The sequence below is a fragment of the Nocardia sp. NPDC058640 genome (assembly GCF_042716995.1).
GTDB lineage: Bacteria > Actinomycetota > Actinomycetes > Mycobacteriales > Mycobacteriaceae > Nocardia.
The window spans coordinates 19300-33912 of record NZ_JBHXRG010000009.1 but is presented as its reverse complement, the minus strand read 5'-3'; the positions used below and the strand labels follow the sequence as shown (position 1 = coordinate 33912).

Annotated in this window: 14 protein-coding genes; 7 read left to right on the top strand and 7 right to left on the bottom strand. The window is 66.1% G+C overall.

Annotated features, from left to right (window positions below):
- The first annotated feature begins 196 nt into the window (after positions 1-196).
- On the top strand, positions 197-1144 hold the full coding sequence (locus ACFWU5_RS13610; protein ID WP_379245442.1) for an alpha/beta fold hydrolase: 948 nt from the start codon (positions 197-199) through the stop codon (positions 1142-1144).
- A 192-nt stretch (positions 1145-1336) separates the two neighbouring features.
- The gene (locus tag ACFWU5_RS13605) at positions 1337-1627 is read left to right on the top strand and encodes a hypothetical protein (protein WP_379245440.1); all 291 of its coding nucleotides are present in this window, start codon (positions 1337-1339) and stop codon (positions 1625-1627) included.
- A gap of 100 nt (positions 1628-1727) precedes the next feature.
- Here ACFWU5_RS13605 and ACFWU5_RS13600 read toward each other — a convergent pair whose 3' ends face one another.
- Positions 1728-2903, bottom strand: a complete 1176-nt coding sequence (locus tag ACFWU5_RS13600; protein ID WP_379267375.1) for an acetyl-CoA acetyltransferase — start codon at positions 2901-2903, stop codon at positions 1728-1730.
- 245 nt (positions 2904-3148) lie between these two features.
- Here ACFWU5_RS13600 and ACFWU5_RS13595 point away from each other — a divergent pair, with 245 nt between their 5' ends.
- From ACFWU5_RS13595 to ACFWU5_RS13585, 3 genes are read left to right on the top strand one after another with little or no spacing between them, the layout of a single operon-like run.
- Positions 3149-3979: a hypothetical protein gene (locus ACFWU5_RS13595; protein ID WP_379245436.1), complete on the top strand. Its 831-nt coding sequence runs from the start codon at positions 3149-3151 to the stop codon at positions 3977-3979.
- A 31-nt stretch (positions 3980-4010) separates the two neighbouring features.
- Positions 4011-5933 (top strand): fumarate reductase/succinate dehydrogenase flavoprotein subunit, encoded by a 1923-nt coding sequence (locus tag ACFWU5_RS13590; protein ID WP_379267374.1) that lies wholly within the window; start codon positions 4011-4013, stop codon positions 5931-5933.
- A 2-nt stretch (positions 5934-5935) separates the two neighbouring features.
- Positions 5936-6682, top strand: coding sequence for a succinate dehydrogenase/fumarate reductase iron-sulfur subunit (locus tag ACFWU5_RS13585; RefSeq protein ID WP_379245432.1), 747 nt, complete (start codon positions 5936-5938; stop codon positions 6680-6682).
- Positions 6683-6727: 45 nt separating this feature from the next.
- Here ACFWU5_RS13585 and ACFWU5_RS13580 read toward each other — a convergent pair whose 3' ends face one another.
- From ACFWU5_RS13580 to ACFWU5_RS13565, 4 genes are all read right to left on the bottom strand, one after another.
- Positions 6728-6865, bottom strand: coding sequence for a hypothetical protein (locus ACFWU5_RS13580; RefSeq protein ID WP_379267373.1), 138 nt, complete (start codon positions 6863-6865; stop codon positions 6728-6730).
- A 128-nt stretch (positions 6866-6993) separates the two neighbouring features.
- Complete coding sequence (locus ACFWU5_RS13575) at positions 6994-7203, bottom strand: DUF397 domain-containing protein (protein ID WP_379267372.1); 210 nt, start codon at positions 7201-7203, stop codon at positions 6994-6996.
- A complete protein-coding gene (locus ACFWU5_RS13570; protein WP_379245426.1) occupies positions 7200-7400 on the bottom strand; it encodes a DUF397 domain-containing protein in 201 nt (66 codons plus the stop codon). Before ACFWU5_RS13570 ends, ACFWU5_RS13575 begins: the two co-directional genes overlap by 4 nt.
- On the bottom strand, positions 7397-8308 hold the full coding sequence (locus ACFWU5_RS13565; RefSeq protein ID WP_379267371.1) for a helix-turn-helix domain-containing protein: 912 nt from the start codon (positions 8306-8308) through the stop codon (positions 7397-7399). Before ACFWU5_RS13565 ends, ACFWU5_RS13570 begins: the two co-directional genes overlap by 4 nt.
- Positions 8309-8492: 184 nt before the next feature.
- Between ACFWU5_RS13565 and ACFWU5_RS13560 the strand changes: the two genes are divergently transcribed.
- Positions 8493-8699, top strand: a complete 207-nt coding sequence (locus ACFWU5_RS13560; protein ID WP_379245422.1) for a hypothetical protein — start codon at positions 8493-8495, stop codon at positions 8697-8699.
- On the opposite strand, the gene ACFWU5_RS13555 is transcribed toward ACFWU5_RS13560, so the two are convergent.
- Together ACFWU5_RS13555 and ACFWU5_RS13550 are read right to left on the bottom strand one after the other, a co-directional pair.
- Positions 8696-9640, bottom strand: coding sequence for a DNA-3-methyladenine glycosylase family protein (locus tag ACFWU5_RS13555; protein WP_379267370.1), 945 nt, complete (start codon positions 9638-9640; stop codon positions 8696-8698). The genes ACFWU5_RS13560 and ACFWU5_RS13555 overlap by 4 nt on opposite strands.
- A gap of 27 nt (positions 9641-9667) precedes the next feature.
- Positions 9668-12451: an FAD-binding and (Fe-S)-binding domain-containing protein gene (locus ACFWU5_RS13550; RefSeq protein ID WP_379267369.1), complete on the bottom strand. Its 2784-nt coding sequence runs from the start codon at positions 12449-12451 to the stop codon at positions 9668-9670.
- A 197-nt stretch (positions 12452-12648) separates the two neighbouring features.
- On the opposite strand from ACFWU5_RS13550, the gene ACFWU5_RS13545 reads away from it, so the two are divergent.
- Positions 12649-14541, top strand: coding sequence for an ABC transporter ATP-binding protein (locus ACFWU5_RS13545; RefSeq protein WP_379245417.1), 1893 nt, complete (start codon positions 12649-12651; stop codon positions 14539-14541).
- The last annotated feature ends 72 nt before the right edge of the window (positions 14542-14613 follow it).

Genomic DNA, 14613 nt, shown 5'->3' with positions numbered 1-14613 from the left:
GCCCTCTACAGGTTTCTAGCAAAGAACGTAGACGGCTGAATACTCCCCTGAGTAACGGCATGAGCCCGCCCGGGATCGGTTGCGCATCGGGTGGATAACGCCAGGGTTGACGGGTTAACGCGCTGGAAATCTAGTCCGAAAACACCAGCAGGAACTCGCCACCCCAGGTGCGTTCCGCGCGACAGAGGAGGCCGCGATGTCGAAGACCTTCCCTCTCGAAACCGACGGTCGCCGGTGCACTGTCGTCGCCGACGACGGCGTGCCGATCGCGGTCCGCACCTTCGGCGCCGCGCAGGCCCCGCTGACCGTGGTGTTCGTGCACGGCCACTGCCTGCACACCGAATCCTGGTCGTTCCTGCGCGAACATCTGCGGCTGCAGTGGGACGACGACACCCGCATGGTGTTCTACGACCACCGCGGCCACGGCGAATCCGGGCACGCCCACCACGCCACGTACACGATCGACCAGCTGGCCACCGATCTGGACGCGGTGCTGCGCGCGGTCGCGCCGACCGGGCCGGTGGTGCTGGTCGGGCATTCGATGGGCGCGATGGTGGTGCTCGCCTACGCCCGCCTGTACCCCGACGCGATCGGGCATCGGGTCGCGGGGATCGGGTTGCTCGCGGGGGCCGCGGGTGGGATCGCGCAGGTGGGTCTGGGTCGACTGCTCAACCGGCACGCCGTGGCCTCGCTGCAGCACGCGGTCGTGCACGCGCCGCGGGTGATGCAGGCGTCGAAACGCTTGTCGCGCTGGATCGTCGGGCCGTTGATCCGCGAAGCGAGCACGGGCACCCGACGGGTGAATCCACGCGTGGCCGCGATCGCGACCGCGGTGCTCAACGAGACCGCGCTGCTGACCATGTCGGGTTTCCTGAGTTCGCTGCTGGACTTCGACGAGGCCCACACCCTGCACCGCTTCGGCGATCTGCCCGCGCTGGTGTTGGCGGGTTCGGCGGATCTGATGGTGCCGTTCGCGCATTCGGTGGTGTTGGCCTCGCAGCTGTCGGGTGCGGAGTTGGTGCGGATCGAGGGCGCCGGGCACAGCGTGATCCTGGACTGCGCCGAGGAGGTGGCGCACTGCCTCACCGCGCTGGTCGAACGCGCGAGCTCGGGGGTGCGCGCCCGCTACGCCGTGGCGGGGTGAGCGAACAGTTACCCGATGGCAATCCTGTGATCCCCCACAGAACTGAGCGCAAACCGAAAAGATCCGTTATTGTGGTGGAGATCACGTTGTGTGGTGAGTCACACAGCTCGGTGCAGTGCGGCCCGGGACTTTTCGGGGCGTACCCGTGATCCGGCGAGTCGGTATGCCCGCCATCTACATCAGGAGGTAACGATGACACGCAGCGATGTTGCGGAACTGCGCTACGCGGTCGGCCAACTCCGGCAATCGATCGGCGCACTGCGGTCCAACTATGGCGACGCGGCCACCATCCGCCGCCTGGAGAACGATCTCGAGCGGTTGGTCATCGACGCCGAGGATTTCGAACAGGCACCCCCGCCCGAACTGGCCGTCCCCCGCCGCTCCGACCCGATCTACGTCCCCGACAGCAAATCGGACGAAGCAGCCTGGATGGGCGCCCAAGACGAAGGCCTGGGCTTCCACTCCCGCCCCAGAACGAAGTAGAGCCTGAGACCAACGGCGCGGCGCCCTGAACCCGGGGTCGCCGCGCCGCCTCATGCCCACGACCCCGAACGGGCAGTCCTGCTACGCCCCTAAAACAACCTCAAGCCCGATGCCGCCCCAACCGCCGAGTCCGCGACCCATGAAACCGAGCGCCCCGCGGAACCTCGACCGGCTCGGCCACCTCCGCCGATTCGAACAGCGCCGCGATCCCGTGATCGTGCCCCAACGCGATCGCCTCGAGCCCATACCGCCCACCGGTACGCCCCAGCTCGTGCAGCATCGTGGTCATGATCCGCAGCCCGGTGGCCCCCACCGGATGCCCGAGCGCGATATCGGACCCGTTCACATTCAACCGATCCAGCGGGTCCAACTCCCATTCGGTGGCAAGCGCCAGCACTTCCACCGCATACCCCTCGTTGATCTCGAGCAAATCGATCTCATCCAGCGAGCACCCGGTCCGCCCGAGCAGCTTCGACACCGCGGGCGCTGCCCCGAGTCCGGGCCCTTCGCTGTCACACCCGGCCGCCGCCCACCCGGCGAGGAACGCCATCGGCGTCAGTCCCAACTCATCGAGCCGATCCTCAGCCACGACCAGGCACGCCGATGCCCCGAGCCGATGCGAACTCATGTTCCCCACGGTCACCACGCCATCGGCGAGCAGCGGCCGCAACCCGGCCAGAGTGTGGGTCGACAGATCGTCGCGTACCCCTTCATCACGCGTGATCTGGTGCGTGCCATAACCGGCGCCGACCCCGACCACCTCAGCCGCGAACGCACCCTGCCGCCAGGCACGCGAGGCCTTGCGATGACTGGCGACCGCGAACTCGTCAGCGGCACTGCGGTCGATGCCGTAGTAGTGCGCCAACCGCTCCGCGTTGTGCAATCCCGCGGCCCCGCCCGGCAGTCCCGCCGCGGCCGACGCGCACTCCACCCCACCCGCGACCACCACATCGGCGGCACCGGTCTGCACCATCATCGCCGCGGTGATCACCGCCTGCAGTCCGCTGCCGCCGTGCTTGTCGGTGACGAATCCCGGTACCGCGAAAGGCAATCCGGCCCCACGCGCGGCCAGCGATCCGACGGCGGGGGCATCGGAGAGGACACCGTCGAGACAGGCCATGGCCACATCGTCGATGCGCAACGGGTCGATGCCCGACCGTTGGATCACCGCCGATAAGACCGTGGTCGCCAACCACTCGGCCGGCATCCCCGACAGCGCACCGCCTTCGACGCCGCTGGGCGTTCGGACAGGTGCCACGATCGCGGCTCTTCTCATTGCGCGTCACGCTCCTCTCCCCGGTGCGGGGAACTGTTGACCTAGGCCACCACAGGTTTGTTGCACCGGCATGACGGCCCGTCACGGCCGTCACCGCTGTGATCGAGATCACCGCCATGCCCGCGTACCGAGTGCGTGAGACCCACCGCGAGCGGCCCGAACACAGGCGTATGGTGCTCCACATCACAATCCATCGCGGCGGGTAATGATCACTGCCGCAATCGAAGATCAGCGAGGCATCCACCGTGAGTGCCGCACCGACCACCACTCCCGCCACGGGCACCGGCGTCTTCAGCAGAACGCGCGCCCGGATCTCCGCACGCACCCTGCGCACCGACCGCTGGTGGCTGCCCCCACTGTTCACCGCCCTCGGTCTCGGCGCGTTCGTCACCTACGCGACGATCAGATCCTTTGTGCGCACGGCCTATTGGGTGCCGGAGTTCCACTATCTGACCCCGTTCTACTCGCCGTGTCTGAGCGAGTCGTGCGTGCCGGGGTCGGCGCATTTCGGTACACCTTTTCCCGAGTTGCCGATGTGGATCCCGCTGGGGTTCGTGGTGCTGCCGTTCCTGCTCGGGTTCCGGCTGACCTGCTACTACTACCGCAAGGCCTACTACCGTTCGGTGTGGCTGTCCCCGCCCGCCTGCGCGGTGGCCGAGCCGCACGCGCGGTACACCGGCGAGTCGCGGTTGCCGTTGATCATCCAGAACTCGCACCGCTACTTCTTCTACGTGGCGCTGGTGGTTTCGCTGGTCAACACCTATGACGCGGTCACCGCGTTCCACGGCAGCAGCGGCGGTTTCGGTTTCGGCCTCGGCAACATCGTGCTGCTGGTGAACGTGATCCTGCTGTGGGCGTACACGCTGTCGTGCCATTCGTGCAGGCACATCGTGGGCGGCAAGCTGAAGAACTTCTCCGCCCACCCGGTGCGGTACTGGTACTGGACCCAGATCTCCAAGCTGAACACCCGCCATATGGCGCTGGCCTGGACCACGCTGGGCACCCTGGTGCTGACCGACTTCTACGTGATGTTGGTGGCCAGCCACACCATTTCGGACCTGCGGTTCGTCAACTGACACCGCGACAATGCGAGGAGTTCGGAACGCAATGCCAGAGGTAGAACGGCACGACTACGACGTGGTAGTGATCGGTGCGGGCGGCGCGGGTCTGCGCGCGGTGATCGAGGCACGCGAACAAGGGCTTTCGGTCGCGGTGGTGTGTAAGTCGTTGTTCGGCAAGGCACATACGGTGATGGCCGAGGGTGGTTGCGCGGCGTCGATGGGCAACGCCAACGAGAAGGACAACTGGCAGACGCACTTCAAAGACACCATGCGCGGGGGCAAGTTCCTCAACAACTGGCGGATGGCCGAACTGCACGCGCAGGAGGCCGCCGACCGGGTGTGGGAGCTGGAAACCTATGGGGCACTGTTCGATCGAACACCCGACGGCCGGATCAGTCAGCGCAACTTCGGTGGGCACACGTATCCGCGCCTGGCGCATGTCGGCGACCGGACCGGGCTGGAACTGATCCGCACGATGCAGCAGAAGATCGTGTCGCTGCAGCAGGAGGATTACGCGGAGACCGGTGACTACGAGGCCAGGATCAAGGTCTTCGCCGAGTGCACGATTACTGAATTGCTCACTGACGCAGGCGCTATCGCAGGCGCATTCGGGTACTGGCGGGAATCGGGCGGCTTCGTGCTGTTCTCCGCACCGGCGGTGGTGCTGGCTACCGGCGGCATCGGCAAGTCGTACAAGGTCACGTCGAATTCGTGGGAGTACACCGGCGACGGCCACGCGCTCGCCCTTCGCTGCGGCGCGACGCTGATCAATATGGAGTTCCTGCAGTTCCACCCCACCGGCATGGTCTGGCCGCCCAGCGTGAAGGGCATCCTCGTCACCGAGGGCGTGCGCGGTGACGGTGGCGTGCTGAAGAACTCCGAGGGCAAGCGGTTCATGTTCGATTACATCCCGCCGGTGTTCAAAGGCCAGTACGCCGAAACCGAGGAAGAAGCCGATCAGTGGTTGCGCGACAACGACTCTGCGCGCCGCACGCCCGATCTACTCCCCCGTGACGAGGTCGCCAGGGCGATCAACGAAGAGGTCAAGGCGGGCCGCGGGACCGAGCACGGCGGCGTCTACCTCGACATCGCCTCCCGGATGCCCGCCGACGAGATCGTGCGCAGGCTGCCGTCGATGCACCACCAGTTCAAGGAGTTGGCCGATGTCGACATCACGGCCGAGCCGATGGAAGTCGGGCCGACCTGCCACTACGTGATGGGCGGGATCGAGGTGAATCCCGATACGGGCGCGGCGCTGGTGCCCGGATTGTTCGCTGCCGGTGAGTGTTCCGGTGGGATGCACGGTTCGAACCGGCTGGGCGGGAACTCGCTGTCGGATCTGTTGGTGTTCGGTCGGCGGGCGGGGTTGGGCGCTTCGGCGTATGTCCAGCAGTTGACCACCAAGCCGGTGCCGGCGGAGTCCGATGTCGACAAGGCGGTGAATGTCGCTCTGGCACCGTTCGATTCGTCGGCACACAGCCGCAGCGAGAACCCGTACACCCTGCATTCGGAGCTGCAGCAGACGATGAACGACCTGGTCGGCATCATCCGCAAAGAGCACGAGGTGCGCGAGGCGATCGACAAGCTGAACGAGCTGCGCGCCAGATACGCGAACGTGAAGGTGGAGGGCAAGCGGCCCTTCAACCCCGGCTGGCACCTCGCGCTGGACCTGGCCAACATGCTGCTGGTCAGCGAATGTGTCGCGCAGGCAGCACTTTTGCGCACCGAGAGCCGCGGCGGCCACACCCGAGACGACCACCCCGGCATGAACCCGGACTGGCGCAACACCCTGCTGGTGTGTTCGGTGGATCCCTCCTCCGATGCCGAGATCCCCAGCGTGACAGTCACTCCCGCCGATCAGTCGCCGATGCGCGACGACCTGCTCGCCCTGTTCGAACTGAGCGAGCTCGAAAAGTACTACACCGACCAAGAATTGGCTGAGCACCCGGCAGCCGAGGGAAAGGCGTAACCATGGGATACGACGCCCGGTTCCGGGTCTGGCGCGGCGACATCGACGGCGGCAGCCTGCAGGACTACACGGTGGCGGTGAACGAGGGCGAGGTGGTGCTCGACATCATCCATCGCCTGCAAGCCACCCAGACCCCCGACCTCGCGGTGCGCTGGAATTGCAAGGCGGGTAAGTGTGGTTCGTGTTCGGCGGAGGTGAACGGGCGCCCGCGGCTGTTGTGCATGACGCGCATGTCGACGTTCACACCCGACGACGTCATCACCGTCACCCCGATGCGCACGTTCCCGATCATCAAGGACCTGGTCACCGACGTCTCGTTCAACTACGAGAAGGCCAGGGAGATACCGTCTTTCGCGCCACCGCCCGGTCTGGCGCCCGGCGACTATCGGATGAAGCAGATCGACGTGGAACGGTCGCAGGAGTTCCGCAAGTGCATCGAGTGCTTCCTGTGTCAGGACACCTGCCATGTGGTGCGCGATCACGAGGAGAACAAGCCTGCCTTCGCGGGCCCGCGCTACCTGATGCGCATCACCGAACTCGAGATGCACCCGCTGGACACCCGTGATCGGCGCGAAATGGCGCAGGAGGAAGCGGGTTTGGGTTATTGCAATATCACCAAATGCTGCACCGACGTGTGTCCTGAGCACATCAAGATCACCGATAACGCGTTGATTCCCCTGAAGGAACGGGTCGTGGACCGCAAATACGATCCCGTTGTGTGGTTGGGCAACAAATTGTTCCGGCGGTAGCGAACTGATGACGCTGCGGCGCGAAACCCCCGCAGCGACAACCGTTTACAAAACAGCTACAGTCCCCATCGCGACTAATCCGACCAGTAATCCGATGAACAGCGCCGACAGCAAAGAGCTGGTGAGCACGAAGATTCCGACCGCCGATACCGCGAAAAGCAGGATCACGATCAGGCGTTCCACCCCGTCCTCAGGCGCCAGCCTCCGGTACCGGGGTGGCATCTTCTTCAACCCTCGGTCCATATACCTGGGCTACCCGCCCGGCACCGCACCAAACCTCGCCCTATGCCGAAAGTTTATCGTCGCGTGATCTACGGCCGGTCGAACTCACCATCGTGCACGCCCGCGGTGAAAGCGGTCCATTCGCTCGGCGTGAAAATCAGCACCGGACCGTCGGGGTTCTTGCTGTCGCGCAGTGCCACATGGCCTTCCGCGAGCATCGCCACCTCCACGCTGCCGTCGTCGGTGCCCGCACGCTGCCAGGTGGCGTCGCTGGTGTCGATGTCGCGCTTGGTGTTCACGCGAAACCGCCCGCGTCGATACCGCGGGTGAACGCGTCCCAGCTGGCGCCGTCGAAGACCAGGGCAGGCCCGCCGGGATTCTTGCTGTCGCGCACGCCGACTTGCCCGCCGTACAGGAAGGCAACTTCGACGCAATCCTTGCCCGCGCCACTACGAGTGCTCTTGAACCAGTGTGCGTCGACGAGATCGAAACTCATGCCACATACTCCTTCGCGACCTGCCGCAGCAGGTTTCTACTCGGTTGGATATCCAGCGAATCACGCTGGAGGCAAACATGTGCCCGCTCGTACCTTCGAACATCGCTGCGTCGTTCCAGGTAGAGGTCGCCGGTGAAGCCTTCGGCGTACACCACCGGAGGTTCGACCGGTTGCCCCTTGCTGTCGGTACCGAACTCGAGAACCGTGAAAGGTCCGGTGGAGACTCCGAGCGGCACGCCGGCGGCAAACGGCAGGATGCGCACTGCCACATTACTTCGAGTACTCGCATCGGCGAGGTGTCGCAACTGCGCAGCCATCACCTTCGCATCACCGACGACGCTGCGCAATACCGATTCGTGCAGCACCACATCGATCTCGGCGGGTGAGTGCTTGCGGGTGATCAAGGCCTGACGTTGCAGACGCAGCGCTACCCGGCGGTCGACCTCGTCGGTCGAATCCTGTGGGAAGCCAAGGTGATTCAGCGCTCTCGCGTATTCCGCGGTCTGTAGCAGGCCGGGAATCAGCTCGGATTGATAGGCGCGTAGGCGGTGTGCCGAGGCCTCCAAACCCACATAGACATCGAAATTCTCGGGGATCAGATCGCCGTAGGCGTGCCACCAGCTCTTGACAGCCGCCTGCTGCGCCAGGCCGGTGAGTCCCTCGGCGAGATGGTCGGGAATGCCGTAGATGCGGCACAGTTCGTGGATGTCGATGGTTCTGATCCGGTCGGCCTGACCCTTTTCCAGGCGCTGCAGGGTGCTGGCGCCCCACTCCATCAGCCGGGCCGCCTCGGCGATCGTGAGCCCGGCCTGGGTGCGCCAATCGCGCAGGTACCGGCCTAATTGTCGGCGCGGCAACGTCGACGAGACCCCCGACGGTTCCGTTCCGATCGATGCATTGACAGCCACTGCCCCACTCCTGCCCGTGTTCGCACGCCCGCCATCCGCTCCCAGCCCCGAATCGACGGTGGAATTCGTCCACTATGGGGAATCCTGCTCTCCCCCTTGGATGTTGTGCTGGGAATTCGCGGAAATCTCGAATCCTGGGCGTGTACTGACCGTTAGCCCGGCGTTTGCGTGCTGTGCTGGGCGTATGCAACTGAGCGAGCTGAACATGCATATCGCTGCTGCACTGCTGAGTTGCGGCAGCGATCCGGGCCCGATGGAACCCGAACAAGCCCATGCCGCAATGCAATTGCATCTGGACTGCACCGTCGACGAGTGTCGGGTGCGCAGGCGCGCGCGCAAGACGCTGGTCGAAGCGGGGCGCTGCGTGTTGGACGAGCGCGCCACGCGTTAGTGGTGTCGGTGGTCGGTGATCGGGTCGCGCGGGCCGAATTTGGGTTTGCGGGCCTGCCCGCTCAGCGCCAGCAGCCGCACCGCGCGGTAGCGGTGGGGTTGTAGCGGGCGCAGGTATTCGACCATCGTGTCGTCGTCGATCGGGTGGCCCAGCAGGGTCCAACCCACCACAGCCGCCAGGTGGTAGTCGCCGACCGACAGCGCATCGGCATCGCCGAAGGCGCGCTGTGCGGTTTCCGCGACGGTCCACACGCCGATGCCGGGCAGGCTGCGCAGGCGTTGCGCGGCCTCGGCCGGGTGCAGTGCGGCGGTGCGTTCGATCGAATCCGCGACTCGCGCCGCGCGCACGATGGTCTGGGCGCGCTGCGGGCCGACATTGGCTCGGTGGTACTTCCAGGACGGGATCAACCGCCAGGTCTCGGCGTCGGGCGGCACCATCAGGCCCTGCGGTGCGGGTCCCGGCGCCTTCGTGCCGAACTCGCGGACCAGCGTGCGCCACGACGCCCAGGACGCCTTCGTGTGCACTTTCTGTTCGAGGATGGCGGGGATCAGCGACTCGAGCACCCGGCCGGTTCTCAACATGCGCAGGCCGGGGACGGTGCGGTGCGCTTCTTTGATCTTGGGGTGCTGCGGGGTGAAGTCGTCGAGGTCTTCTTCGAGGCAGAGCATGGTTTCCAGGCCTGCCAGGAACTCCTCGGCACCGGGGCCCCACGCGCGGGCGGCGGCGCCGTAGCGGCCGTCCTGGGTGAGGCGGAAGGTGACCTCGCCGGTGCGCATCCGGGAGGCGTGCCAGCGGGCGCCGTCGGGGGTGACGTGGTGGCAGGGGTCGGCGGCGCCTCTGCGCAGGGGGGAGACGGTGAGGTCTACGTCGAAGGGCCTGGTCGATCGGACTGTTCTGGACAGACCGGCCACGGCCAGGTCGGGGTCCAGGGTCTCGGGCATTGGACCATTGTGCGCCTGTGAGCTGGGTCAATCCACGGCGCGGTCCCGGAGGTAGGTGGCCAGGTGTACGCCCTTGGTGTTGGCCAGGTGGGCGGCTTGGGTTCGGCAGGAGAAGCCGTCGGCGAGAAAGATGGTGTTCGGGGCGGCGTTGCGCAGGGCTGGGAGCAGGGCGTTTTCCGCTACCGCTTTCGAGACGTCGTAGTGGCCTTTTTGCATACCGAAGTTGCCTGCCAGGCCGCAGCAGCCTGCTAGTTCTTCGATGGTGACGCCCATTGCGGTGAGGATTTTTCGGTCGGGTTCGAAGCCGCCGACGGCGTGCTGGTGGCAGTGGGGTTGGACGATGACCGTGTCGTTGGGGCGGTGGGGTGGGTGCCAGTCGGGGTGGGCGGTGAGGAATTCGGCGAGGGTTTTGACGGCGGCGGCTACCTGGTGGGCTCGGGGGTCGTTGGGGAGGAGTTCTGGGAGGTCGGCTTTGAGGGTGGCTGTGCAGGAGGGTTCTAGGCCTACGATTTGGCCGCCTGCTGCCACGTGGTCGGTGAGGGCGTCGAGGGTGGCTTTCAGGCGGGTGCGGGCGCCGTCTAGTTGGCCGGTGCTGATCCAGGTGAGGCCGCAGCAGACTCTTGTTTTGGGGATGGTGACTGTGTAGCCGAGTTGTTCGATGAGTTGGGTTGCGGCTTGGGCGTTTTCGGGGTCGTAGGCGTCGGTGAAGGAATCTATCCACAGCATGACTGTCTTTGGTTGCTGGTTGCGCTCGGTCCAGTTGCGCCGCAAGGGTTTCGGTGCGAGTGGGGGTGCGTCTCTGCGGGGATCAATTCCTGCCAGGCGCATCCCTGCTCGGCGGAGGTACGGGCGGGCGGTGATGGCGTTGGCCAGGTGGGGGAAGCGTTGGGCGATGGCCAGCCAGCGTGGAAGTTGGCCCAAGACATAGTGATCCAGGGGTCTTGGGCGGTTTTTGTAGCGGCGGTACAGTGCCTCGGATTTGTAGGTGGCCATGTCGACGCCCGCGGGGCAGTCGGAGGCGCAGGCTTTGCAGGACAGGCATAAGTCCAGGGATTGTTCGACTGCCGGTGCGCGCCAATCGAGTTCGCCTCGGACTACCTCTTGGAGGACTCTCGCGCGGGCTCGGGTCGAGTCCTTTTCGTCGGCGGTGGCCAGGTAGGAGGGGCACATGAAGCCCCCGGCTTGGCGAGTGTCCGCGCGGCACTTGGCGATTCCTACACATCTGTGCACAGCTGTGGATAAATCGCCGTTGTCTGTGGATAGGGCGAAGCCTGTTCCGGTGACTGGCTTTAATCCGGCTACTCGCAGGTCGGCGTCGACGGGGTTCGGGGCGACGAGGATGCCTGGGTTGAGGATGTTGTCTGGGTCGAAGAGGGCTTTGAAGCCTGCGAAGGCGGCGCGGGCTGCTGGGGAGTACATGAGTGTTAGGAGTTCGGATCTCGCTCGGCCGTCGCCGTGTTCGCCTGACAGTGAGCCGCCGTGTCGCACAACGAGTTCCGTGGCGTCTACGAGGAATTCGCGGAAGCGTTGCGGGGCGTCGGTGATCGGGAAGTCGAGGCGGACGTGGATGCAGCCGTCGCCTAGGTGGCCGTAGAGCAGGCCTGTGAGGTTGTATTCGGTTGTCAGGTCGGCGAATTCGCGGAGGTAGGTGCCGAGGTTTTCGGGTGGGACTGCGGCGTCTTCCCAGCCGGGCCAAGCCGGGTTGCCGTCGGGGGTACGGCCTGCCAGGCCTGCTCCGTCGGCTCGGATTCGCCAGAGTGCCGCTGTGGCAACGGGATCGGTGACGATGCGGTGGTCGTCGGCGTTGGTTTCTCGGCAGAGTTGGTGGGCTAGGGCTTCGGCCTCGGCGGGACTGGTGCCCGCGGTTTCGACGAAGAGCCAGCCGCGGCCCTTCGGGAGGTCGGGAACGGTTCCTCGGTGGGCGCGGACTACGTCTACCAGGCCTGCGTCGATGCCTTCGACTGCGATGGGGGCGCATCGGGTTACTGCGGCGATATCGTCTGCGGCAGTGGCGATGTCGGGGTATCCGAGCACTGTGAGCACAGTTGCCGCGGGCGTTGGGGTGAGCGTTAGTGTCGCTTCCGTCAGCAATCCACAGGTTCCCTCGGAGCCCACGAATGCCTTGGCTGCCGACGAACCGCGTTCTGGCAGAAGGTGTTCCAGGTTGTAGCCGGAGGCTTGACGGTCGAATCTGCCCAATTCGGTGCGTAGGACTGCCAGGTTTCTGGTGGTGAAACTTGCCAGGCCGGGCACGGCGGTCAGGTCGGTGCCGAGGGTTCTGTACGTGCCGGTGCCGTCGAGAATGCGCAGCTCGCGCACGGTGTCGGAGGTGCGGCCCCAGGCCAGGGCGTGGGGGCCGCAGGCGTTGTTGCCGATCATTCCGCCCAGGGTGCAGCGATCCTGGGTTGATGGGTCGGGGCCCAGCCTGAGTCCGTTCGGGCGTAGCCGGCGTTGTAGATCCGACAGGACTACACCCGGCTGCACGGTGGCCGTTCGCGCCTCGACGTCGACGGCTTGGACGGTGTTCATGTGCCTGCTGAAATCCAGCACGATGCCTGGTCCGATGGCATTTCCCGCCACCGAGGTGCCTGCGCCTCTTGCCGTGAGGGGCAGGCCGTTCTCGCGCGCGAAGCGGATCGTTTCGGCGACGTCGTCATCGCCGCGTGGGAACACCACCATGGTGGGTTTTACGCGGTAGTTGGAGGCGTCGGAGGAGTACTCGACGCGTCTGCGGGGCGAGGCGTCGACTGTGCAGCCGATTCGGGCGCGCAGGGCATCGGCCAGCTTGTCCGCGATCCGGTCGTCGTCCACGCGACCAGCCTATTCGGGAGTCGAGGCTCCGCCCTCCGGCTGTCGATCCGACCTGGCGATCAGCCGGGATGCGGCGGCCGATTTCGCCGTATGCGGGACCGGAGTGCCCGCGGAAAGGATTTGCGGTCAACCTTTGTTGAGGTTCTAGTGTCGGTGGGCAGGAGTTCAATGGGTGGGGAACCGCGAGGAGAGTGGCAGTGAGTATCGAATCCGTGGCGTACAGCCAGATGTACCGGCGCATGAACGCGCCGGACGAGCAGCGACCGTTCAGCACCGTCACCGCGCGCCGGATCCTGCGGTTCGCGCAGGGGCACCGGCGGCGGATCGTCGGCTTCCTGCTGCTCAGCGTGTTGGCCGCGGTGCTCGGCGTGGCGACGCCGGTGCTGGCCGGGCGCGTGGTCAACGGCATCGTCGACGGCGCCGCGGCGCGCACCGTGGTGTTGCTCGCGCTCGCCATCGCCGGGCTTGCCATTGCCGACGCGGCGCTCGGCATCGCCATCCGCTGGCTGTCGGCGCGCATCGGCGAGGGGCTGATCCTGGACCTGCGCACCGCCGTGTTCGATCACGTGCAGAAGATGCCCGTCGCGTTCTTCACTCGCACCCGCACCGGCGCGCTGGTCAGCCGCCTGAACAGCGACGTGATCGGCGCCCAGCGCGCGTTCAGCGACACCCTCTCCGGTGTGATCACCAACCTGGTCACCCTGCTGCTCACCCTGGCGGTGATGCTCAGCATTTCCTGGCAGATCACCCTGCTCGCGCTGGTGCTGCTGCCCGTGTTCGTCATTCCGGCTCGGCGCGCGGGCAACAAACTCGCCGCCATGCAACGCGAAGCCGCCCAGCTCAACGCCGCCATGAGCACCCAGATGACAGAACGTTTCTCCGCACCCGGCGCCACCCTGGTGAAGCTGTTCGGCAGGCCGGCGCAGGAGTCGTCGGAGTTCGCCGTGCGCGCCACCCGTGTGCGTGACATCGGCGTGCGCACCGCCATGCTGCAGACCACCTTCGTCACCTCGCTCACCCTGGTCTCCGCGCTGGCCCTGGCCCTGGTCTACGGCCTGGGCGGCTGGTACGCGCTGAAGGGCAGCCTCGACGCCGGCTCGGTCGTGGCGTTGTCGCTGCTGCTCACCCGCCTGTACACCCCCCTTACCGCCCTGGCCAGCGCCCGTCTGGAGATCATGTCCGCGCTGGTGAGTTTCGAGCGCGTGTTCGAGGTCCTGGACCTGAAGCCGCTGATCGAAGACGCACCCCACGCGGTGGATGTGCCCGACGGTCCGGTCGCCGTGGAACTGGACGGCGTGAACTTCGGTTACCCGTCGGCCGACAAGGTCTCGCTCGCCTCCCTGGAAGACGTCGCGACCCTGGACAGCCGCGGCGGCGTCGAGGTGCTGCACGAGGTGTCCCTGCGCGCCGAACCCGGCCAACTCATCGCCCTGGTCGGCTCCTCCGGTGCGGGCAAATCCACTATCGCCCAACTGGTTTCGCGCCTGTACGACGTCGACTCCGGCGCCGTCCGCCTCAACGGCTCCGACGTGCGCGACCTCACCACCGAATCCATCCAACGCACCGTCGGCCTGGTCACCCAGGACGGCCACCTGTTCCACGACACCATCCGCGCCAACCTCCTGCTGGCCCGCCCCGAAGCCACCGAACCCGAACTCTGGGACGCCCTGCACCGCGCCCGCCTAGGCGACCTGATCTCGACCCTCACCGACGGCCTCGACACCGTGGTCGGCGAACGCGGCTACCGCCTCTCCGGCGGCGAACGCCAACGCCTCACCATCGCCCGCCTCCTGCTCAAACAACCCCGAGTGGTCATCCTCGACGAGGCAACCGCCTCCCTGGACTCCACCTCGGAAGCAGCAGTCCAAGCCGCCCTGGCCGAAGCCCTCACCGGCCGCACCGCCCTGGTAATCGCCCACCGCCTGTCCACAATCCGAGCCGCCGACCAAATCCTGGTCCTGGAAGCCGGCCGAATCATCGAACGAGGAACCCACACCACCCTCCTCAACGCCGACGGCCGCTACGCCGAGCTCTACCGAACCCAATTCGCCGAAGACCCCACCACCCCGATCACCCCAGCCATCGCCTGACCCTGGCCGCCATCCCTGGGTGTTCTCGGCGCGCCTCCGCCGATGGACCGAAGGGTGCGACGAAGGAGTGCC